This window comes from Marinobacterium sp. NO-S09 (genome assembly GCF_059179545.1).
Map to the genome: position 1 here is coordinate 1,018,883 of NZ_CP168954.1, position 20,671 is coordinate 1,039,553.

17 protein-coding genes are annotated in these 20,671 nt (G+C 57.1%); 12 read left to right on the forward strand and 5 right to left on the reverse strand.

Going from position 1 to position 20,671, the window contains the following annotated elements; genetic code table 11:
* The first annotated feature begins 80 nt into the window (after positions 1-80).
* Complete coding sequence (locus O3C79_RS04860; RefSeq protein WP_494385773.1) at positions 81-1,211, forward strand: zinc-binding dehydrogenase; 1,131 nt, start codon at positions 81-83, stop codon at positions 1,209-1,211.
* A 56-nt stretch (positions 1,212-1,267) separates the two neighbouring features.
* The gene (locus tag O3C79_RS04865) at positions 1,268-2,314 is read left to right on the forward strand and encodes a proline racemase family protein (RefSeq protein WP_494385027.1); all 1,047 of its coding nucleotides are present in this window, start codon (positions 1,268-1,270) and stop codon (positions 2,312-2,314) included.
* A 54-nt stretch (positions 2,315-2,368) separates the two neighbouring features.
* Here the strand turns inward: O3C79_RS04865 and O3C79_RS04870 are convergent, their stop codons facing one another.
* Positions 2,369-3,526 carry a MalY/PatB family protein gene (locus O3C79_RS04870; protein WP_494385028.1) on the reverse strand — a complete coding sequence of 386 codons (1,158 nt, stop codon included), beginning with the start codon at positions 3,524-3,526 and terminating at the stop codon, positions 2,369-2,371.
* A gap of 148 nt (positions 3,527-3,674) precedes the next feature.
* Between O3C79_RS04870 and O3C79_RS04875 the strand changes: the two genes are divergently transcribed.
* The 4 genes from O3C79_RS04875 to O3C79_RS04890 are packed head-to-tail and all read left to right on the forward strand — an operon-like array spanning position 3,675 to position 7,221.
* Positions 3,675-5,219 carry a 2-isopropylmalate synthase gene (locus tag O3C79_RS04875; RefSeq protein ID WP_494385029.1) on the forward strand — a complete coding sequence of 515 codons (1,545 nt, stop codon included), beginning with the start codon at positions 3,675-3,677 and terminating at the stop codon, positions 5,217-5,219.
* Between the two features lie 9 nt (positions 5,220-5,228).
* Positions 5,229-6,092: a uracil-DNA glycosylase family protein gene (locus tag O3C79_RS04880; RefSeq protein ID WP_494385030.1), complete on the forward strand. Its 864-nt coding sequence runs from the start codon at positions 5,229-5,231 to the stop codon at positions 6,090-6,092.
* Positions 6,089-6,550: a ribosomal protein S18-alanine N-acetyltransferase gene (gene rimI, locus O3C79_RS04885; protein WP_494385031.1), complete on the forward strand. Its 462-nt coding sequence runs from the start codon at positions 6,089-6,091 to the stop codon at positions 6,548-6,550. Before O3C79_RS04880 ends, rimI begins: the two co-directional genes overlap by 4 nt.
* A 2-nt stretch (positions 6,551-6,552) precedes the next feature.
* On the forward strand, positions 6,553-7,221 hold the full coding sequence (locus tag O3C79_RS04890) for an energy-coupling factor ABC transporter permease (RefSeq protein ID WP_494385032.1): 669 nt from the start codon (positions 6,553-6,555) through the stop codon (positions 7,219-7,221).
* A gap of 17 nt (positions 7,222-7,238) precedes the next feature.
* Here the strand turns inward: O3C79_RS04890 and O3C79_RS04895 are convergent, their stop codons facing one another.
* Positions 7,239-7,775, reverse strand: coding sequence for a response regulator transcription factor (locus O3C79_RS04895; RefSeq protein WP_417533453.1), 537 nt, complete (start codon positions 7,773-7,775; stop codon positions 7,239-7,241).
* Entirely contained in the window at positions 7,768-8,967 is a 1,200-nt protein-coding gene (locus tag O3C79_RS04900; RefSeq protein ID WP_494385033.1) for an ATP-binding protein, read from the reverse strand. The genes O3C79_RS04895 and O3C79_RS04900 overlap by 8 nt, the downstream gene beginning before the upstream one ends.
* Positions 8,968-9,248: 281 nt before the next feature.
* Between O3C79_RS04900 and O3C79_RS04905 the strand changes: the two genes are divergently transcribed.
* The 3 genes from O3C79_RS04905 to O3C79_RS04915 all read left to right on the forward strand — a co-directional run bounded on the left by O3C79_RS04905 (position 9,249) and on the right by O3C79_RS04915 (position 13,584).
* Positions 9,249-10,880 (forward strand): BCCT family transporter, encoded by a 1,632-nt coding sequence (locus O3C79_RS04905; protein ID WP_494385034.1) that lies wholly within the window; start codon positions 9,249-9,251, stop codon positions 10,878-10,880.
* Between the two features lie 77 nt (positions 10,881-10,957).
* A complete protein-coding gene (locus O3C79_RS04910) occupies positions 10,958-12,829 on the forward strand; it encodes a DUF294 nucleotidyltransferase-like domain-containing protein (protein ID WP_494385035.1) in 1,872 nt (623 codons plus the stop codon).
* Entirely contained in the window at positions 12,829-13,584 is a 756-nt protein-coding gene (locus O3C79_RS04915; RefSeq protein ID WP_494385036.1) for a 3'-5' exonuclease, read from the forward strand. Before O3C79_RS04910 ends, O3C79_RS04915 begins: the two co-directional genes overlap by 1 nt.
* Before the next feature lie 57 nt (positions 13,585-13,641).
* Here the strand turns inward: O3C79_RS04915 and O3C79_RS04920 are convergent, their stop codons facing one another.
* The gene (locus O3C79_RS04920) at positions 13,642-15,279 is read right to left on the reverse strand and encodes a methyl-accepting chemotaxis protein (RefSeq protein ID WP_494385037.1); all 1,638 of its coding nucleotides are present in this window, start codon (positions 15,277-15,279) and stop codon (positions 13,642-13,644) included.
* Positions 15,280-15,607: 328 nt separating this feature from the next.
* On the opposite strand from O3C79_RS04920, the gene O3C79_RS04925 reads away from it, so the two are divergent.
* From O3C79_RS04925 to O3C79_RS04935, 3 genes are all read left to right on the forward strand, one after another.
* Positions 15,608-17,719, forward strand: coding sequence for an EAL domain-containing protein (locus O3C79_RS04925; protein ID WP_494385038.1), 2,112 nt, complete (start codon positions 15,608-15,610; stop codon positions 17,717-17,719).
* A gap of 122 nt (positions 17,720-17,841) precedes the next feature.
* On the forward strand, positions 17,842-19,419 hold the full coding sequence (locus O3C79_RS04930; RefSeq protein WP_010323555.1) for a peptide chain release factor 3: 1,578 nt from the start codon (positions 17,842-17,844) through the stop codon (positions 19,417-19,419).
* On the forward strand, positions 19,420-20,229 hold the full coding sequence (locus O3C79_RS04935; protein WP_494385039.1) for a TatD family hydrolase: 810 nt from the start codon (positions 19,420-19,422) through the stop codon (positions 20,227-20,229).
* On the opposite strand, the gene O3C79_RS04940 is transcribed toward O3C79_RS04935, so the two are convergent.
* Positions 20,223-20,612 (reverse strand): hypothetical protein, encoded by a 390-nt coding sequence (locus tag O3C79_RS04940; RefSeq protein WP_494385040.1) that lies wholly within the window; start codon positions 20,610-20,612, stop codon positions 20,223-20,225. The two genes, O3C79_RS04935 and O3C79_RS04940, sit on opposite strands and share 7 nt — an antisense overlap.
* Positions 20,613-20,671 lie beyond the last annotated feature (59 nt).

Below are 20,671 nucleotides of genomic sequence, written 5' to 3' on the forward strand. Positions count from 1 at the left end.
AAAGTCCGGGTTCAACTCGACTTGGCCCCGATTTGGCAAGGAGTGACAGCGTGACATCAGAAAACCAAACGCCCGCAACCATGGCCGCCGTTCAATTGCTCGGGCATGGAGGCGTGGATCAATTGCACTACAGCACTGAGGTGCCTGTGCCTCAACCGAGCCAGGGCGACGTGCTGGTTCAGGTGACTGCGACTGCAAAGAACAATACCGACCGCAAGGCGCGAGAGGGGCTTTATCCCACCAAGGACAAAGGGGATGTCACCTCCTTCCAGATGGGCGGCGAAGCCACGCTGACTTTTCCCCGTATTCAGGGTGCTGACATTGTCGGGCGTGTTGTGGCCGTGGGCGAGGGTGTCAGCGAGTCTCGTATTGGCGAACGTGGCCTGCTGGATTTCAATCTCTATCCTGACGAACGACGTGATATCAACCTGACGCCGGACTATTACGGCCACGGTGCCGATGGCGGCTTTGCCGAATATGTGGCCTTGCCGTCTGATCAGTTTCATCGGGTTGATAACGCAGAGCTGGCTGATGCCGAGCTGGCGTCCATGGGGATGTGTTCCTATCAGACGGCCTACCACATGCTCACCGTCGCCGGGGTTGCGGCGGGTGAGCGGGTGCTGGTTAGTGGTGCCAGTGGTGGTGTGGGCACGGCCCTGATTCAATTGTGCCGGATTATCGGCGCCATCCCCTATGCATTGAGTCAGCAGGACAAGGCCGGTGCCTTGCTGGCGCTGGGGGCTGAAGCGGTGCTGGACCGCTCGGACATGAGCCAGTTCACCGAGCAGGTCAAAGCAGTAACGGGTGGCAAGCCGATTGATGCGGTGATGGATCTGGTGGGCGGCGCAATGACCGATGCCTTCATCGATACCATGATTTTCGATATGAAACATCGCTCCACCTACCCCCGCTTAAGCATCGCCGGGGCCAGCGGCGGTAATCTCTCGGAAATCATGTGGACCCGGGTCTATCTTTATCAGGTGCAGATTTTTGGCGTGTCCCATGGCACCCGTGAAGAGGCTGAGCAGCTCATTGCCTGGATCCGCGAGGGCACCTTGAAGCCGGTGTTGCATGCTGCCTTTCCCCTGTCACACCTGCGTGAAGCGGAAGAGTATTTCGTACACCGTGGCAGCAACTATCTGGGCAAGATAGTCATTGTGCCCGATAGTCAGTGGGAGACGCATGGCAAGCCATTTGCCTTGACGCGATAGGGCTCAGGTCTGTCCACCTCTAGCCTCAGGTGCTGCTCGTGCAGCGGGAGGATGTTATGCAGCACCAGGTAAAACTGGAACTCATGGATACCCATGCCGGCGGTGATGTCAGCCGCATCGTGACCGGTGGCATCATGCGCTTGCCGGGCACCAGTGTACGTCAGCAGATGGAGTTCCTGCGTGATCAGGCCGACGGTTTGCGCCGTTTGTTGCTGGAGGAGCCCTACGGTATTCCTGAAATGTCGGTAGATCTGATCGTCCCCGCCAGCCATCCTGATGCCGACTGGGGCTACATCATAATGGAGGTAATGGGCTATCCCATCTACTCGGGTTCCAACACCATCTGTACAGCCACAGCACTGCTGGAAAGTGGCCTGATTCAAAAACAGGAAGGCGTGCAGACGTTTACCCTGGAAGCGCCGGCCGGACTGGTGCAGATCGAAGCCCGGATACAGGATGGAGTGGTGGAAGCCATCACCTGTGAGGGGCTACCCAGTTATATCCACACCTACAAGGCCAGTATAGAGGTGCCGGGCATTGGGCCTGTCACCTACAGCATCGCTTATAGCGGTGGTTTCTACGCGCTGGTGGATGCGGCCGAGCTTGGTTTTGTTCTGGAGGCTTCCGAAGAGCGCGCGCTGGCTGATACAGCCCATGCCATCGTGGAAGCAATTACCGCCGAGACAGCGTTTGAACACTATGCACTCGGGAACGTTGGGCCCTTGCCCTTTCTCCATTTCATGGGGCCAGTGTTGCAGCTCAGCGATACAACTTACCGCTCTCGCTCGGCAACCTATGTGCACCCCGGTGTGATCTGTCGCAGTACTACAGGAACCGGTACGTCTGCGCGGCTGGCACTGATGCAATATGAGGGGTTGATTGAGCCGGGGGATTCCCTGGAAACCGTCTCCTTGCGTGACACCCGCTTTGTTGGAACCTATACCGGCCTGGCCAATCAGCAGGGGCAGGACGTCGTCGAAAATCGCATCACCGGGCGCAGTTTTGTACTTAATCGCGCAGAGGTGATTGCCAACGAAAATGATGCCATGCTCAGCCCGGAGGTGGTGCAAAGTCTAAGAGTATTGGCGACCAATCGTTCCTGAAACCAGTGTGGGGCCCTGGTTAGCAGGCCCCTTTTCTACTGTAACCGGCAGGCATCAGGCCGGCAGTTCATTGAGCAGGGCGCGACGCATCCGGTCGACGGCCTGTTCCAGCAGTGCTCTCGGGCAGCCGAAGTTAAGGCGCATGAAACGATCATCACCAAAGTCACGCCCCGGTGACATGCCCACGCCGGCTTTTTCAAAGAAATGCGGCGGGTTTTCCAGACAGGCGGCCGACACGTCGATCCAGGCCAGGTAGGTGGCTTCAATCGGGTCCAGCTTGAGGCCGGGCAGGGCGTTAATCGCTTCCACCAGATAGTCGCGATTGCCGCGCAGGTAATCAAGCTGAGCGCGGTTCCATTCATCCCCGTCGCGATAGGCCGCCAGCGCGGCGGTAAAACCGAGCAGGTTCACATCCGGAACGATCCCCTTGCGTACGCGTTGAAAACGCTGGCGCAGCTCGGGGTTCTGAATCACGGCAAAGGAGCAGCCGAGGCCAGCAATATTGTAGGTCTTGCTCGGTGCCATCAGCGTAATGGTACGGGCGGCAATCTCATCCCCCAGCGAAGCGATAGGAGTGTGGGTCAGACCCTCCTCCAGAATCAGGTCGCAGTGGATTTCATCGGAGCAGATAATCAGGTCATGACGCAGGATGACCTCGGCCAGGGCTTCCAGCTCCTCGCGGCGATACAGGGTGCCACCCGGATTGTGCGGGTTGCAGAACAACATCAGCCGAGTATCAGGCGTGATTGCGGCCTCCAGAGCTTCGATATCGATCAGCGTGCGGCCATCTTCGTTGCGCTTCAGTGGCACCTTGATCAGGCTACGGTCGGACAGGCGCGGCGCTGACATGAACGGTGGATACACCGGAGAGGGGCTGATCACGGCCGAGCCGCTTTCACCGGTGGCGCGGCAGGCCAGGTTCAGCCCGCATACAAGGCCGGGCAACCAGACCAGATCGTTGGTTTCAATCTGCCAGTGATACAGCGACTGCATGCGTTCAATGACCAGCCGGTTCAGCTCTGAGGGTGTGTTGGTGTAGCCGAACACGCCATGGTCAATGCGCTGGTGCAGAGCATCGATCACCGGCTGAGGCGCCATGAAGTCGGTATCGGCCACCCACATCGGCAGAATCTCGCTGTCGGCGTACTTCTCCCACTTCTGGCTGGAGGTGGCGCGGCGGTCGATCTGTGCATCAAAGCGGGTCGCATTCATGTCCTTGCTCCTTAACGTCGATAGCGTGTTTGGCGTAGCGGCTTGATGATACAATAAGCCTAACTGAAACTGCCTTCCAATGGGTTCTTTCAAGGCAGGCCTTATTTCGCCGGACAGGCATCGTCCGCAGCTGACGGGAGTAGTGAGCATGAGCCGCAATGATGATCGCGTAATTATTTTCGATACCACCTTGCGTGATGGGGAACAGAGCCCGGGTGCATCCATGACCCGTGACGAGAAACTGCGTATCGCCAAGCAGTTGGAAAAACTGCGTGTGGACGTAATCGAAGCCGGTTTCGCCATCGCCAGTCCCGGTGACTTCGAGTCGGTTAAAGCGATCGCCGATACCATCAAGGACAGCACTGTTTGCTCCCTGTCCCGAGCCCTGGATGCGGATATCGACCGTGCCGGTGAAGCCCTGCGCGGAGCCAACTCCGGTCGTATTCACACCTTCATTGCTACCTCGCCGATTCATATGCAGTACAAGCTGCAGATGGAGCCGGATCAGGTGGTCGAGAATGCCGTGCGTGCGGTCAAGCGTGCCCGTAACCTGATCGACGACGTGGAGTTCTCGCTGGAAGATGCCAGCCGCTCCGAGCTGGACTTCATGTGCCGTATCATCGAACAGGTAATCGATGCTGGCGCCACTACCATCAACATTCCGGATACAGTGGGCTACGCGGTACCTCAGGAATATGGCAACACCATTGCGCAGCTGATTGAACGTATCCCCAATGCGGACAAGGCGATCTTCTCCGTGCATTGCCACAATGATCTGGGCCTGGCCGTGGCCAACTCGCTGGCAGCGGTCAGCGCCGGTGCGCGTCAGGTGGAATGTACCATCAATGGTCTGGGCGAACGTGCCGGTAATGCGTCTCTTGAAGAGATCGTCATGGCGCTGCGCACCCGTGAAGACATTCTGGGTCTGAGCACCGGTATCGATACCACCCAGATCGTGCCGGCGTCGCGTCTGGTCTCCAGTGTGACCGGCTTCCCTGTACAGCCGAACAAGGCGATCGTGGGGGCTAACGCCTTTGCCCATGAGTCCGGTATCCACCAGGACGGCGTGCTCAAGCACCGTGAAACCTATGAAATCATGACCGCTGAAGATGTGGGCTGGAACACCAACCGCATGGTACTGGGCAAGCTGTCTGGCCGTAACGCCTTCCGTACCCGTATGGAAGAGCTGGGTACCAGCTTTGCGTCCGATGCCGAGCTCAATACGGCGTTTTCCCGCTTCAAGGAACTGGCGGACAAAAAGAGTGAAATCTTTGACGACGACCTGGTGGCGCTGGTCAGCGATGCTCGCGCATCCGCCGGCCACGAGAAGTTCAAACTGAGCAGCCTCAACGTGACCTCGCAGACCGGCGAAACGCCGGTGGCCAGCCTGGTCGTTTCCGTTGATGGTGACGAGCACTCTGTCGAATCCTCCGGCAGTGGCCCTGTGGACGCCGCCTTCAAGGCGCTGGAACAGCTGGCTAACTCCGGTGCCAACCTGCAGTTGTACTCGGTGAACGCCATTACCAGCGGTACAGACTCTCAGGGTGAAGTGACTGTGCGTCTGGAGAAGGCCGGTCGTATCGTCAACGGTCTGGGGGCTGATACCGATATCATCATCGCGTCGGCCAAGGCCTACATTCATGCCCTGAACATGCTGGATGCCAACATCCAGAAAGCTCATCCTCAGGTTTAAGAGGCATTGATGTCGGTACAGGCTCAGGAGCAGCAGCGCCACCAGTGGCTGGAAGCAATCGGCATCGACAGCTGGTTGCCGCGTCAGCCGCTGCCCGGTGCTGCTGCGCCGGCAGACTGGGTTGCCGACTTCCGCTATCCTCAGGCTGATGGAGCGGCGGATTTCGCCGATTATGAGGACAGTGCTGCTGAATCCTCATTGTCAGGGCCCGCCCAGGGAGCTGCACCGGCTCGAAAACCCGGTGGCGGCTCGGGTATTGATACTCAGGCATTGCTGGGCGATATCCCGACCAAGTCGGCGCCCAAACCCCAGCCCAAACCGCAAACACCGCCACCGGCTGCCAGTGCCGATCCAGCGCCTGCAGCGGATGCTGCTGCCCAAATGGCACAAAAGCCGGTGGAGCCTGCACCGCACTTCAAGTTGGCCTATCTGGTGCGGGGCGATTTGTTGATCATCGACTCCCTGCCACCGCATCATCGCGAAGGTTTCAGCCGCCAGCACAAGCGTCTGCTGCAGGGGATCACCACGGCCCTCGGCTTGACGGCTGAGCAGGAACTGTCTGATCCCGCCATGTTGCCCTGGCCCATGCTGGCCAGTAAAACGCTGGATCAGGGGCCGACCGAAGCGAGGCTGGCCGTGGAGCACAAGCTCAAGCGTACGCTGGAGTTTCGCCCGGATATCAGCCGTATCCTGTTGTTGGGTGATGCGGCCATGCACTGGGTAACAGGCGAGCCGTTCAAGCAAGGCGCCTTGGCGCCGCAGTCCGGGCGTACCTGTGTGGCGTCGATCAGCCTGAGTGAACTTCTGCGCCTGCCGGAACGTAAAGCTGAACTCTGGCAGGATATTCAGCCAATCCGGAATATGGCCTCATGACGGCAGAACCGAACCTGCTGGCTGAGAGCGATATAGAAGCGTTGATCAAGCTGGATGAACGCTGTTTCCCGGGTGAGCCTTTCTCGTCCAGCTGGTGGCTCAAGGCGGCACAGCAGCGCGGTGCCAATGCCTGGGTGCTGCAGGAAGGGGGCAAGCTGGTTGGTTATGCCCTGTTCAGTCGGGTGCTGGATGAAGCGGAGCTGTTACGCATTGCGGTTGCACCTGAAGCCCGTCGAAAGGGCTTGGGCGCAGCCCTGTTGCAACATGCCGAGCAGTCCTTACTGGCGGCGGGCACTGTGCAGCTGTACCTGGAGGTACGGTCGTCCAATACACCCGCACAGGCGCTCTATCAGGCGCAGGGCTGGCAGCTGTCAGGGCGACGGGCGGGTTACTATCCGGCCGAAATCGGGCGCGAGGATGCGCTCTTGTTCAGTTTGTGTCGAGGAAGCGTGGATTAAGCATGAGTCTGACTCAGGGGTTGATCAGTACTGGCTGGCTATGGGGCACTGGCTTGCTGGCCAGCCTGGTAATTCTATGGGCGTTGATTCGCGCTCCCTGGGGTGTTTTAACCGGTGAACGCCGTCTGCAGCATTTGCTGTTTGGGGCTACCGTGGTGCTGATGTTGATGTGGACCATGCGGGCCGGGTTGTCACCGGGCCTCAGTATCCATTTTCTGGGTATGACCACGCTGACGCTGATGTTTGGCTGGGATCTGGCGATCCTTTCGGGCAGTCTGGCGTTGGTGGGTATGGCCATTATCGGTCAGGAAAGCTGGGACACACTGAGCGTCAATGTGCTCTGTTCGGTGGTGGTGCCGGTGCTGGCCAGTCTGGGCGTGTTACGGCTGGTAGAAGCCAAGCTGCCGCCCAATTTCTTTGTGTATCTGTTTCTCTGTGCGTTCTTCGGTGCGGGCGTTGCCACCGCCGTAGGCGGTATGGTGATGGCCCTACTGCTATGGGTCGACGGCGTCTACCCCTGGATGAAAATCTATCTGGAGTACGTGCGCTTCCTGCCGCTGATCATGTTTCCGGAAGGGCTGCTGAACGGCATTCTTATGACCGGCATGATGGTGTTTCATCCTGACTGGATCCGCACCTTCGATGCGCGTCGCTACATCGACGAGCAATAAACCTTTCAGGCTGGCGGCTAACGTCTGACCGGGTGCTTGGCCAGCTTGCGTTGCAGGGTGCGACGATGCATGCCCAGTGCCCGCGCTGTGGCAGAAATATTACCCTCGTGCTCGTGCAGCACTTTCTGAATATGCTCCCATTCCAGCCGGTTGACCGACAAAGGGGTGTCAGGGATATCCGAGTCGCCGGGTTCTGAGTCCGGCTCTGCCTGTAAGGCTTTCAGAATCTGATCGGCATCGGCTGGCTTGGGCAGGTAGTTGTCGGCACCGGCCTTGATGGCATCCACGGTGGTGGCAATACTGGCATAGCCGGTCAGCACCAACAGACGGATATTCGGGTTGAGTGCCCTTAGTTGTGGAATCAAAGCCAAACCCGAAGGGCCCTCCATCTTTAAGTCGACGCTGGCATAGTCTGGTACCTGCTGCTGGGCCATCTCCAGTGCCTGCTCCACATTACGTGCCACCTGAGTGATAAAACCACGCCTTGTCATGGCGCGCGCCAGCACGCGGGTAAATGCAGGGTCGTCATCGACAATCAGAAAGTGTTCAGCCATCTGTTGATTCCTCTTCCAGCAGGGGCAGCAGCACCTCGGTCAGGGTACCGCCTGCCGGGTGATTGTACAGGCGCACCTCGCCCTGGTGTTGTGACAGGGTAGTCGCCGTTAGAAACAGGCCGATGCCCAGACCGCGTCCCTTGGTCGTCACGAAGGGTTTACCCAGTTGGTCAGCCTGCTCCAGCGGCAGGCCGGGACCCTGGTCGTGAATATGCAGTCTGATACCGGATGTGTCTCGCTCTACACTGATCTCGATTCCTTTAGGGCTGGCATCAGCAGCATTGTTCAGCAGATTGAGCAGGGCCTGCTGCAGGGACACGGAAGTCAGCAGTCGGGCCTGTTTCAGTTGCGAATTGAGAGGCTCCAGTTGGAACTCGACCTCGGGGCGCATCAGGCTCCACTCTTCCAGTACGCGCGTGAGCAGTGTGCCAAGCGTCTCGGCCTGGGGCTGGTCGTCACGCACCTGATGTGCCAATTGCTGCAGGCGTTGGCTGCAGCGCTCCACCTGCTCCTGCATCAAGGCAACATCTTCGAGTAGCTCTGCATCATTCGGATGCGTGTGGGCCAGCTCGCTTAGTGTTATGCGTAGCGTCGACAGGGGAGTGCCCAGTTCGTGGGCGGTACCTGCGGCCATGGTTGCCAGCCCCAGCAACTGCTGGTCCTGGATGCGTTTCTCCCGCTCCCGTTGCAGGTTGCTTTCACGCTGCTTCAAGGACTGCTGCATCTGACTGATGCTCCAGGTCACCAGTACCACTGTGAACAGAAAATTTATCCACATGCCGGTGACATGAAGGTCCAGCAGGTTAAGCACACTGTGCTGATGCGAGGCCTGGGGAGCCAGCAGGGGCTGGTATACCTGCAGTAGCGTGGTGTAGAGCAGGATGACAATCACCGCCATCAGGGCAACAAAACCCCGTGACAGCGTTGCGGCGGCGCTGAGCAGGGGAACCAGCAACAGAAAAATGAAGGGGTTGGTAGCACCGCCGGTCTGGAACAGCAGAAAACCGAAAATGACCGCGTCGGCACAGAAATGGCTGAACAACTCGATTTCGGTAACGGGCCAGGGTGAATGCAGACGGGCAAAGGTCACCAGGTTGAGAATGGCAAGTCCTGCCAGGGCGGACCCTATCAGCCAGACATTCAGGGGCAGGTAGAGGCCGTATACAGCGAACAGCAGTGCGCAGCTGAGCAAAAAAAGAACCAGCGTGCGTACATACGTCAGTTGTAGCAGGGCAGAGTGAAAACCGTTCAGCAGGGGACTCCATTACCGGTTGGATAGAGGCTGAAAAGTATACCCCGGCAGCGACGAAATGGGGGTGCGACCAAAGGTCGCAATTCAACCTTAATAAATCTAGGGTTGCGAGGTAAGTGACGGATTTTAGATACTATTGTATGAGAGGGCGACGCAAAGTACGGTTCAGTCGTCTAATCTACAGTTGGAATAAATGAATAACCTGAGGGAGAAAGTCCATAATGACGGACAATAAAGATCCTATGATCCCCGATGGTGATGTCAATCCTATCGATACGGATTATCAGATCGGACAGGATAACATTGTTGTCAACGTGGGCCCGTTCGGGCTCGACATCCACAACCGCGTATTCGCTATCTCCGGCCTTGCCGTTGTAGCGTTCGTAATCCTTACGCTAGCCTTTCAGACTCAGGTCGAGCCCATGTTTACCGGGCTGCGCAACTGGCTCACCGGAAACCTGGACTGGTTCTTCATAGGCGCTGCGAATATTTTCGTTATTATCTGCTTTGTGCTCATCTTTACGCCGCTTGGCCGGGTGCGCCTGGGCGGCACTGAAGCCCAGCCGGATTATGGCTATCTGGGCTGGTTTTCCATGCTGTTTGCCGCAGGTATGGGCATCGGTCTGATGTTCTTTGGCGTATCAGAGCCCATGTCACATACGCTGAGTTCCTTTGGTGGCACCAGCCTGGGTGAGAACGGTCTGCGAACGGACTGGGCGCCTCTGGGCGCTGCCGGTGGTGATCAGGATGCGGCCCGTCAGCTGGGTATGGCGGCCACTATCTTCCATTGGGCGCTGCATCCCTGGGCGATCTATGCCGTGATGGCGCTTGGTCTGGCCCTGTTCTCCTTCAACAAGGGCTTACCGCTGACCATCCGCTCCGTGTTCTACCCGCTGCTGGGTGAGCGTGTCTGGGGCTGGCCGGGGCATATTATCGATATTCTGGCGGTACTGGCGACCCTGTTCGGTTTGGCCACATCCCTGGGCTTCGGTGCATCTCAGGCCGCGTCAGGTCTGAACTACCTGTTCGATATCCCGCTGGGTGATACTACCCAGATCCTGCTGGTTATCGGTATCACCGCCATCGCGCTGGTATCCGTGCTGGCAGGCCTGGATGCGGGGGTTAAGCGCCTGTCCGAAATCAACATGATTCTGGCCGTTCTGCTGCTGCTGTTCGTGATTCTGGTTGGACCGACCCTGCTGATCCTGACCGGTTTCTTCGAGAGCCTTTGGGCATACATCACCAACCTGCCGGCACTGTCCAACCCGGTAGGCCGTGAGGATAGCAACTTTGCCTCTGGCTGGACCGCCTTCTATTGGGCCTGGTGGATCTCCTGGAGCCCGTTTGTCGGCATGTTTATCGCCCGTGTATCCCGTGGTCGCAGTGTGCGTGAGTTCATCATCGCCGTACTGCTCGTACCGTCCACTGCTTGTGTCCTGTGGATGAGTGTCTTTGGCGGTACCGCGATCGACCTGTACTTCACTGAAGGCTACACCGCACTGAAAGAAGCAGCGCTACCGCTGCAGCTGTTCACCATGCTGGACGCGCTGCCGCTTGCGCAGATCACCTCCTTCATCGCCATTGTGCTGGTGGTGGTGTTCTTCGTGACCTCGTCTGACTCCGGCTCGCTGGTAATCGACGTGATTGCGGCGGGTGGTAAGGTTGATGCGCCCACACCTCAGCGTGTGTTCTGGTGTACCTTTGAGGGTCTGGTGGCAATCGCTCTGATTCTGGGGGGCGGCCTGGCTGCTCTGCAGGCGATGGCGGTGTCCACCGGCTTGCCGTTTACATTGGTGCTGTTGATGGCCGCCTTCTCCATGGTGAAAGGTCTGGCCTCTGAGCCGCGCGGTTAAGCGCGACTGACCGAATAACAGGCGGGGCGGCCTAGCCGTTCCGCCTGTTTTTGTTTTGACGATATGAGTGTGTAGCCATGCATGCCGAACAGTTGGAAGTTGCAGAGTTTTTTGCCCGTCATCAGCCATTTAACCTTCTGTCTGAAGAGCGGCTGGAGCAGCTCTCAGGCGAAGTGGATGTGGCCTATTTCAAGGCCGGTACCCAGATCAAGGAGTTCGGCGACGAAATCAGTGACTGGTACGTCATTCGCAGTGGTGCGGTGGAGGTTTATCGTCGCAATGGCGACCTCTACAATCGGCTCAGCGAAGGCGGTTTTTTTGGCGAGTTCGGGCTGCTGCGGCATGGACGGGTACGCTTTCCCATCAAAGCGCTGGAAGACACTCTGGTGTATCTGATACCGGAGGATGTTTTTAACGACCTGTTTGATAACAACGAAGCCTTTGCCGATATTGTCGAGGTGGAAGACCGTACCCGCCTCAGGCAGGCGGTGGCGCGGCGGCGGGAAGATGCCAATGAGCTGATGACCGCCAAAGTCGAAACCCTGGTAGGCCGGGACGCAGTCACTCTGCCGCCCAGTGCCAGTGTTCGTGAAGCGGCCATTCGCATGAGTGAGGAAGGAGTGTCCTCGGTGCTGGTGCTGGATGAGCAGATGGAAGAAGAGCCGGTGGTGGGGATTATCACCGACCGTGACCTGCGCAACCGGCTGATCACACCCGGGCTGAGCTTTGATACGCCTGTCAGCGATATCATGACTTCCGAGTTGATCTCGGTGGAGCATGGCCAGTTTGTATTCGAAGCCATGCTGTTGATGCTCAGGCATAATGTGCATCACCTGCCGGTGCTTAAAAAACAGCGCCCGCTGGGCGTGATCGCCATCTCGGATATTATCCGTTATGAGTCCCAGAACAGCCTCTTTGTAGTCAGCAGCATCTTCCGTGCCCAAAGCCTGGAGGAGTTGAGTGCTCTGAAGAGTGATGTGAGTGCTTGCTTCCTGCGGATGGTCAATGAAGACGCCAACTCGCAGATGATTGGCACCGCCATGTCAGTGATCGGACGCAGCTTCAAACAGCGCCTGCTGGAGCTGGGCGAGGAAAAGCTGGGGCCTCCTCCGATTCCCTACTGTTTTCTGGCGCTGGGGTCCATGGCGCGTGAAGAGCAATTGATTGTCACCGACCAGGACAACGCCATGATCCTGGATAACCGCTATGACCCTGACCAGCATGATGAGTACTTCAAGGCACTGGCGCAGTTTGTCTGTGATGGTCTGGATGCCTGCGGTTATACCTACTGCAACGGCGATATCATGGCCACCAACTCGCGCTGGCGTCAGCCGCTCAAAGTCTGGGAGCAGTATTTTACCGACTGGATTGAAAAGCCGACCCCCGAGTTTCTGCTTAACAGCTCCATCTTCTTTGATATTGAAGGGGTCTGGGGTGAAACCCGTTGGGCGGTGATGCTCAATGACCTGATTCTGCGCAAGGCGCGCAAGAACCCGCGTTTCCTGGCCTGTATGGCGCGCAACGCTCTACAGCGCACTCCGCCGCTGGGATTCTTCAAGGACTTTGTGATGGAGACCGACGGTCGCCACAGCAACTCCATCAATATGAAACGCCGTGGTACAGCGCCTCTGGCCGACCTGGTACGCGTGCATGCCCTGGCGATAGGCTCGCGGGAGCACAATACCTTTGATCGTCTGAGGGACATCATCGACTCCGACCTGTTGCCGCGCGGGCGGGGCCCTGACCTGCGAGATGCGCTGGAGTTGATCGCCATGGTACGCATTCGTCACCAGGCGCTGGATGTGGAAGCAGGAAATGAGCCGGATAACAACATCGAACCGGAAAACCTGTCGGACTTTGAGCGTAAGAACCTCAAGGATGCGTTCCAGATACTGTCCAATGCACAGAAATTCCTGAAGTACCGCTATCAACCGGGGCGGGTGGGGTGATGCTGTATCTCAACAAGGAAAAACTGCAAAACGAGCCCTCAATGGCGGTACAGGATCCGGATGTCACCGACTGGACGCAGCGGTTTTCCGAGTTGGCGCTGAATGCCGGTTATCCGGCGCTGAAGGCCTACTATGCTGCGGGTGTCGTCGCCCCGGATACGCCTTTGGCGGATGTCCCCCTGGTAGCACTGGACTTTGAAACCACTAGCCTGAACCCCCAGCAGGGCGGCATTGTCAGCATTGGCCTGGTGCCGATGAGCATTTACCGTATACAAAGCTCTGAAGCTCGTCACTGGGTACTCAAGCCACGTGCACGCCTGAGCAGCGAATCGGTGGTGGTACATGGTATTACCCATTCCGAAGTGGAAGCCGCGCCGGATCTGATTCGTATTCTGGATGAGCTGCTGGAACAGCTTAGGGGCAAGGTGGTGGTGGTGCACCATCGTGGTATCGAGCGTGCCTTTCTGAATGCGGCGCTCAAAGCCCGTATTCGTGAGGGAATCGAGTTTCCGGTCATCGATACCATGGAGCTGGAAGCGCGCTTGTATCGCAACAAGCGTCCCAGTCTCTGGGCTCGCTTGATCGGCCGCAAGCCGGTATCGATCCGACTTGCGCAAAGCCGAGAACGTTATCACCTGCCGTTCTATAGACCCCACCATGCACTGACGGATGCCATCGCCTGCGGTGAGTTGCTGTTGGCGCAAGTTGCCAATCGTTTTGACCCACAAACGCCTATTTCGGAGCTTTGGCGTTAGGAGCAAGGGCCAGAGTTTTTCAGTACCTGGCCCTTGCCTTAGCAACCCGGAAGGATTTTACACCTTGAACCGGCCCACCTGTTGTTGCAGTGACTGCGCATAGCGGTCCAGTGATTGGCTGATACTGCCGATCTCCTGAGAGCGTTGTGCGCCGGCTGCTGCCAGGTCATTCACTTCGGTTATGCTACGGTTGATCTCGTCAACCACCTGGGTTTGTTCTTCAGTGGCAGATGCCACACTGGTGTTGACGTCACTGATGTGGGCCAGTCCCTGAAGAATAGACTGCAGCTCGCCGTCGGCCTGTTCCGAAAGGGATTCAGTTTCACGGGCCTGGCGGCTGCCGACTTCCATAAGGTTTACTACGCTGCCTACACCGGATTGCAGGGCGGTGATCATTTTCTGGATGTTCTCGGTGGATTCCTGGGTGCGTTGAGCCAAAGTACGGACTTCGTCCGCTACAACCGCAAAGCCACGCCCCTGCTCACCGGCTCGGGCCGCTTCAATTGCTGCGTTCAGTGCCAACAGATTGGTTTGATCAGCGATATCACGGATTACATCCAATACGGTGGAGATGTTGTCGGAATCCTTCGCCAGCACCTGAACGGCTTCTACTGCCTGAGCGGCCTGATCCGCTACCTGCCGCACCTGTTGTGAGGACTTATGGATAATATCGGCACCACGGGTGCCGGTATCATTGGCGTCCTGAGTAAGCTGAGATGCGCGGGTTGCATTGCCGGCCACCTCTTCAATGGCGCTGTGCATCTCATTGATCGCGGTGGCAACCATGGCGATGGAATCCGTCTGGCGGCTAACGCCTTCTTCATTTTCATGGGATGCACGGGCCAGGTGGCTGGACTCCTGTCCCAGATCTGTACTCAGTTTTTGTACACTGGCAATCATTTGCTGCAGGTTGTTCAGAACCTGGTTAAAGCTGCTGGCGAGCTGACCCAGGTCGTCATTTGAATCCACCGGAATACGCTGGGTCAGGTCTCCTTCACCCTGGGCGATGTTATCCAGCTGGTCACGCAGGCGAGTGATGGACTGAATAATAAGCCGCATGAAGATAACAAACAGCCCTAAACTGATAAGTACGGCCACCAGGGTAACGAGCGTAGAGATCCACAGGGCACGATCACTTTGAGCCGCTGCTGCATCGGCATGTACGTGGGTTTCCTCTTCAAGGTGGGCGCCTACAGTGTCAAAGTGGTCACGCAGACGACTGAAAAGAGGTGCCGTCTCGGTTTTGGCTACAGCAATTGCCTCGCCGGGCTGGCCGTTTTGAGCCAGCTGCAGTGCCTTGCGTGCTGATGCTTCCCAGCGGCTGAAGTCTTGCTGGAAACGCTGCTCAGCACCGGCAACCTCTCCGGCTGGCAACAGCTTTACGGATAACAGGAATCGGTCACGGGCCTGATTCAGGTTCTCATCGAAACTGTCCAGCTGAGCGGTATCATTCTGCTGCTGAAATTGGGCATCGATATAAGCGTTCTGAGCGACCAGAGCCTGATAGAGGTCCCGGTCACCGTTGAGGATGGCACTAACCGCAGGCAAATAGTCATCTGTAATGACGAGGCTTTCGGATACCAGGTGGCGTGAGGTATAGCCATTCAACAGGCCCGTCAGGACCAGTGCGATGGCGGTGAGTGCGAAGGGTAGAGCGACACGGGTTCTGAACCCGAGTTTATTCAGAATAGACATAAGTCTGGCCTCTGCATGACACCGAAGTGAAGCTTATAGTTATGGCTGTATTATAGGCACGTGATGACGGCAAGTTGTTAACCAACGTCAGGATTTGTTGAGAGTTTTTGTCCGGTTTGGGCTAATGTTTAACCTGTGTCACTATGAATCTCATTCAACAGAGACAAGGGGCATGTCTCGACTCAATTTTCATTGCGCGCTGCAAGGGAGTTTACGCGCAGGTGTCTAAGCTGCCAGGGGGCCTTCGCCTGATGGTTGTACGCTTGATGTTGGCTAATGAACAGGCTTTAAGCGGTTCTTCCGTGTTGACGTGCGGGGAGCTGGGTTAATGCCGAATTCGGTCAAACCTATTAGAGGTGCTATACGGGCGCTGGATCAAAACGTCGAGCAGCTTTCGAGCAGGCCAACGCTCAGAGCCATTCGTGATGGGTTGCTGGGGGTTGTACCCTGTCTGATTCTGTCGGCAACCCTTCTGCTTATTTCGGTGTGCCTGCAAATGGCTGGCGCTGACCAAAGCCGGGTAGCTGTGTTCAGTGAACTGCATTCACGTATCACTGTTGCCATTCCCTACCTGGTCACCGCTTCCATCGCCTACATGATTGCGATCCAGCTGCATTTGCCACGCTTGCCGGTGTTGTTCCTGAATGTAGCCTACCTTATCTGCGTGGATCAGTTGATGGAGCAATTCAATGGCGCTGCGCGCATGCTGTTTCTGCTCAGTGCACTGCTGATTCCCATTTGGGCTACCCGAGGTTTGGCGATTCTGCATGGCCAGTCGTGGTGTCAACTGACACGTGCCGAGGGAGCCGGCAGCCAGGTCAGGGATACGCTGAATTTCATTATTCCAGGCATGCTGGTAGCGGCTGCCGTGATCCTCGTGATGCTGGGTGTCATCCTGGTATTACCCGACCCCAAGTGGATCAATTACTACCTGTTTCTGGATGCAGCCAACGAGCCCTATGAAGTGGGGCTGATATACAGCATTTTGAACTCCCTGCTCTGGTTCTTCGGTGTGCACGGCTACCACGCGCTCCTGCCGGTGCTGGAAGGCCTGAATCAGGCGCTGATGCTGAATCACACCACGGTTATGGCCGGCGGCTCGGGCCTCGAGTATCCAATGAATACCTCCTTTCTCGGGGCTTTCGTGTTTATTGGCGGGAGTGGAGCGACTCTTTCACTGGCGTTGGCACTGCTGGTAACCACTCGGGTTAAAGCCCTGCGCGTATTGGCACTGGCCAGCCTGCCGTTTGCGTTCATGAATGTGAACGAGCTGCTGTTATTCGGTCTGCCGATCATTTTCAACCCGCGCTTGTTGATTCCCTTTATGCTGGTTCCGGCAGTGAATGTATTGCTTGGATTGACGGTAATACAGGCCGGCTGGGTGCAGGCACCCTTTATGGATGTACCCTTCAATAGCCCCATTGTATTGAATGCCTATTTGGCCACGGGGGGCGATGCGGGCGCGGTGCTGCTGCAGTTTGCCAACCTTGCGGTTGGCATGTTGCTGTATTGCCCCTTTGTTCGAGGACTGGAAACACGCTTTGCTGAAGGGCAGGGGGCTGTTTTGCGCTCCATCGAAACCCTGTTTTCGCGACGGTTCGAGGAGGCGCAATATCAGTCTCAGGACCCTGTTACCGATGGTCTGCGTGAGCGGCAGAGCAAAATTCAGTTGCAGAGGGATTTGGGCGAGCTGGGCGATTATGAGTTTCTGCTGGAATACCAGCCACAGGTGGACCCAATAACAGGGCAGGTAACCGGGGTTGAAGCTCTGGTACGGGCCGAAAGCTCTGATGGCCGCCTGCTTTCACCAGCCCAGTTCCTGCCGCAGCTGGAAAGGGGAGGGGTTATCAAGACACTGGACTTGTGGGTGGCAGCAGAAGCCTGCCGTCAGGCTGATGAGTGGGCCGACCAGGGATACGCGTTTCCGGTCAGTATCAATATCTCGGCTGAAGGTTTGAGTTCCGCGGACGTCATCGACACGCTGATTAATCTCCTAACCGAGTGTCACGGCCGCATTGCGGTCGAAATCACTGAGGACTCACTCTCAGCCAGCCCGGAGACGGTACGGCATCACATTGAGCGTATTCGTGAGCTGGATGTTCAGGTGCACATTGATGACTTCGGTACCGGGTTTTCTGCGCTGGGTTACTTGAGCCAGTATCCGATTGATGTCATCAAGATCGACCGCAGTTTTGTGAATGCGCTGGAAACCGATAAGGGATCCAAGGTATTCAATGGCATTCTCAGTTTTGCCGAAGCCCTTGAGTTGGGGGTAATTGTCGAGGGGGTCGAAACCGCACAGCAGCTCTCCTATGTGCTGAGTACTGACCGCATATCGGTGCAGGGGTGGTTATATAGTCGGTCACTGCGTGCCGAGCAGATCCCTGCGTTTGTCGAGCAGTCTGACGAGCGGGCGCTCCCTGCCACTGCTTCGGCATGAAAGATATCCGCAAGGGCGTTGTTTCACCGGGGCTGATCGGCGAAAATAGGCCCTAATTCACGACTAACCGCACACAGGGGGCTTGTGCCCCTGTCCCTGTTCAGAGCATAAGACCCTAATTCATGTCCATAGCCCAGGAAGTATCCAACCGCCGCACTTTTGCGATCATTTCTCACCCTGACGCCGGTAAGACCACCATCACCGAGAAGTTGTTGCTGCTCGGTCAGCTGATTCAGGTGGCCGGTACCGTCAAGGGGCGTGGCAGCGACCGTCATGCTACCTCTGACTGGATGAGCATGGAGCAGGAACGTGGTATCTCCATCACTTCATCCGTGATGCAGTTCCCCTACAATGACCGTACCGTGAACCTGCTGGATACACCGGGGCACGAAGACTTCTCGGAAGATACCTACCGTACTCTGACCGCCGTGGATTCGGCGCTGATGGTGGTAGATGGCGCCAAGGGTGTCGAGGAACGTACCATCAAACTGATGGATGTCTGTCGTCTGCGCGACACGCCGATCTTTTCCTTCGTCAACAAACTGGACCGCGATATCCGCGACCCCATCGAACTGTTGGACGAGATCGAAGAAGTACTGAAAATCGAAGCGTCTCCGATCAACTGGCCGATCGGCTCCGGCAAGTGGTTCAAGGGCGTGTATAACCTGTACACCGACACCATTCACCTGTTTACGCCAGGGCAGGGACATGCGCTGCCGGAAGACAAGCGGATCCAGGGGCTGGACTCCGATGAAGCCCGTGCACTGCTGGACGATGAGTACGACGACTACGTTGAAGAGATTGAACTGGTGAAGGGCGCCTGTCATGAATGGGATCAGGATGCGTACCTGGCCGGTAAAATGACGCCGGTATTCTTCGGTACCGCGCTGGGTAACTTCGGCGTTAAAGAGATGCTGGACGAGTTTGTCGAGTGGGCGCCGGCACCGCCGGCCCGCGCAACGGAAACCCGTGAAGTAAAAGCGGATGAAGAAGGCTTCAGCGGTTTCGTGTTCAAGATCCAGGCAAACATGGACCCGAAACACCGCGACCGTATCGCCTTCATGCGTATCTGTTCGGGTTCCTACACCCGCGGCATGAAAATGAAACATGTGCGTATCGGCAAGGATGTGCGTATCGCGGATGCGGTAACCTTCATCGCCGGCGACCGTGAGAATGTGGAAGAGGCCTGGTCGGGCGATATTATTGGCCTGCATAACCATGGCACCATCCAGATCGGTGACACCTTCACCTCTGGCGAGGCACTCAAGTTTACCGGTATCCCGCACTTTGCACCGGAAATGTTCCGCCGCGTCCGACCGACGGACCCGCTCAAGATGAAGCAGTTGCAGAAAGGTCTGCAACAGTTGTCCGAGGAAGGTGCGGTGCAGCTGTTCCAGCCGGTAAAGAACAACGACCTGATTCTGGGTGCGGTGGGTCAGCTGCAGTTCGATGTGGTGGTGTTCCGCCTTAAAGACGAATACAAGGTTGATTGTTTGTATGAACCGATCAGTGTGCAGACCGCACGCTGGGTTGAGTGCGATGACAACAAGATGCTGGGTGACTTCGAGCGTAAAGCCTACGAAAACCTGGCCTACGACGGTGCCGGTTTGCTTACTTATCTGGCACCAACCCGTGTAAATCTGTCTTTGACCGAAGAGCGCTGGCCGGAGGTTCGCTTCCGCGCGACGCGTGAGCACTGATTGCTCGCTGGCACAGGTCGTTCAGGCCTGTGCCATACTTTCCCCATGCTGATCGATACCCATTGCCATCTCGACTTCCCGGACTTTTCTGTTGACCGCGCTGCAGTGATAGAGCGTGCGCGTTCTGTGGGAGTTGGACAAATTGTAGTGCCGTCGGTGACTGTGGATAACTTTCAGTCCGTGCTGGATTTGTGTGCGGGTGCGCCTGCATTGTTCTCGGCATTGGGGCTGCATCCCTGTTTTACCCATGAACCTGTTGCAGCCATTGAACAGCTGCTGCAGATGCTGAATACACATCAGCCGGTTGCCGTCGGCGAAATAGGTTTGGATTTTCGCCCGGGGCAAGCGCCAGCCAATATTCAGGTGCCGCTTTTCGAACAGCAACTGACACTGGCTCGCGAGCACAATCTGCCCGTCTTGGTGCATGTGGTTAAGGCCCACGACGAGGTGCTGAAACGCTTACGCCAGTGCCCGTTGCCCAGAGGTGGCATCGTGCATGCATTTTCCGGCAGTGAGCAACAGGCGCGGGAATATGCAAAGCTGGGGTTCAAGCTGGGGTTTGGCGGGGCTTTTACCCATTCCAGGGCACGCAAGTTACAGCGTTTGGCCGCAGAGCTTCCTCTGGACTGGTTAGTGTTGGAAACCGATGCGCCGGATATGCCGTTGGCTGGCTATCAGGGAGAAAGAAACGAGCCGGCCCGTGTGGCAGAGGTGGCACAGCAGCTGGCGTCACTCAGAGGGGTAAGCCTGGCGCAGGTTGCCGAGCAAACCTGCGCCAACGCTCGTCAGATACTTCAGCTGCCTCAGTGATACATCTGTTCGGAGCCTGACTTCATCAGTGACCAAACCGTGTTGGTTTGGGTGTTGACCGGCAGGCGGCGGTAACGGCCTTCTGCATCCAGACGCTGACTGGTGTACGCCTCGTTGGGCGGGCTGATCAGCATGCGGGTCAGGTCCAGCGGGTAGTTGGGGCCACGAACGGCACGTCCGAATTTATCCTCAATGGGTCCCAGCTCATGCTGCATGGATACAACCGTGATCAGGCTGACGCAGTGTGTGCTGGTGCCCTTGCACAGGCGAAAATCGCGGGTATCCAGTGAATAGAACTCACCGATGGACTCGTCTCTGGTACCGCCCAAACTCATGCAGCCGCCCAGCAAAACCATTGCGACCAGCAGACTCAAATGCTTCATGGCAACATCCTGTTTAATCAGTGGATTGCGTGCGAGTGTAGCAGAAAACAAAGGGGCTC

What these genes read in the sequence shown, in the direction of transcription:
- O3C79_RS04905 (WP_494385034.1), top strand. Translation starts at nt 9,249, where the DNA reads ATGACGGACAATAAAGATCCTATGATCCCCGATGGTGATGTCAATCCT.
- O3C79_RS04930 (WP_010323555.1), top strand. Translation starts at nt 17,842, where the DNA reads ATGTCCATAGCCCAGGAAGTATCCAACCGCCGCACTTTTGCGATCATT.
- O3C79_RS04925 (WP_494385038.1), top strand. Translation starts at nt 15,608, where the DNA reads ATGCCGAATTCGGTCAAACCTATTAGAGGTGCTATACGGGCGCTGGAT.
- O3C79_RS04910 (WP_494385035.1), top strand. Translation starts at nt 10,958, where the DNA reads ATGCATGCCGAACAGTTGGAAGTTGCAGAGTTTTTTGCCCGTCATCAG.
- O3C79_RS04870 (WP_494385028.1), bottom strand. Translation starts at nt 3,526, where the DNA reads ATGAATGCGACCCGCTTTGATGCACAGATCGACCGCCGCGCCACCTCC.
- O3C79_RS04940 (WP_494385040.1), bottom strand. Translation starts at nt 20,612, where the DNA reads ATGAAGCATTTGAGTCTGCTGGTCGCAATGGTTTTGCTGGGCGGCTGC.
- O3C79_RS04880 (WP_494385030.1), top strand. Translation starts at nt 5,229, where the DNA reads ATGTCGGTACAGGCTCAGGAGCAGCAGCGCCACCAGTGGCTGGAAGCA.
- rimI (WP_494385031.1), top strand. Translation starts at nt 6,089, where the DNA reads ATGACGGCAGAACCGAACCTGCTGGCTGAGAGCGATATAGAAGCGTTG.
- O3C79_RS04890 (WP_494385032.1), top strand. Translation starts at nt 6,553, where the DNA reads ATGAGTCTGACTCAGGGGTTGATCAGTACTGGCTGGCTATGGGGCACT.
- O3C79_RS04920 (WP_494385037.1), bottom strand. Translation starts at nt 15,279, where the DNA reads ATGTCTATTCTGAATAAACTCGGGTTCAGAACCCGTGTCGCTCTACCC.
- O3C79_RS04860 (WP_494385773.1), top strand. Translation starts at nt 81, where the DNA reads ATGGCCGCCGTTCAATTGCTCGGGCATGGAGGCGTGGATCAATTGCAC.
- O3C79_RS04875 (WP_494385029.1), top strand. Translation starts at nt 3,675, where the DNA reads ATGAGCCGCAATGATGATCGCGTAATTATTTTCGATACCACCTTGCGT.
- O3C79_RS04895 (WP_417533453.1), bottom strand. Translation starts at nt 7,775, where the DNA reads ATGGCTGAACACTTTCTGATTGTCGATGACGACCCTGCATTTACCCGC.
- O3C79_RS04915 (WP_494385036.1), top strand. Translation starts at nt 12,829, where the DNA reads ATGCTGTATCTCAACAAGGAAAAACTGCAAAACGAGCCCTCAATGGCG.
- O3C79_RS04865 (WP_494385027.1), top strand. Translation starts at nt 1,268, where the DNA reads ATGCAGCACCAGGTAAAACTGGAACTCATGGATACCCATGCCGGCGGT.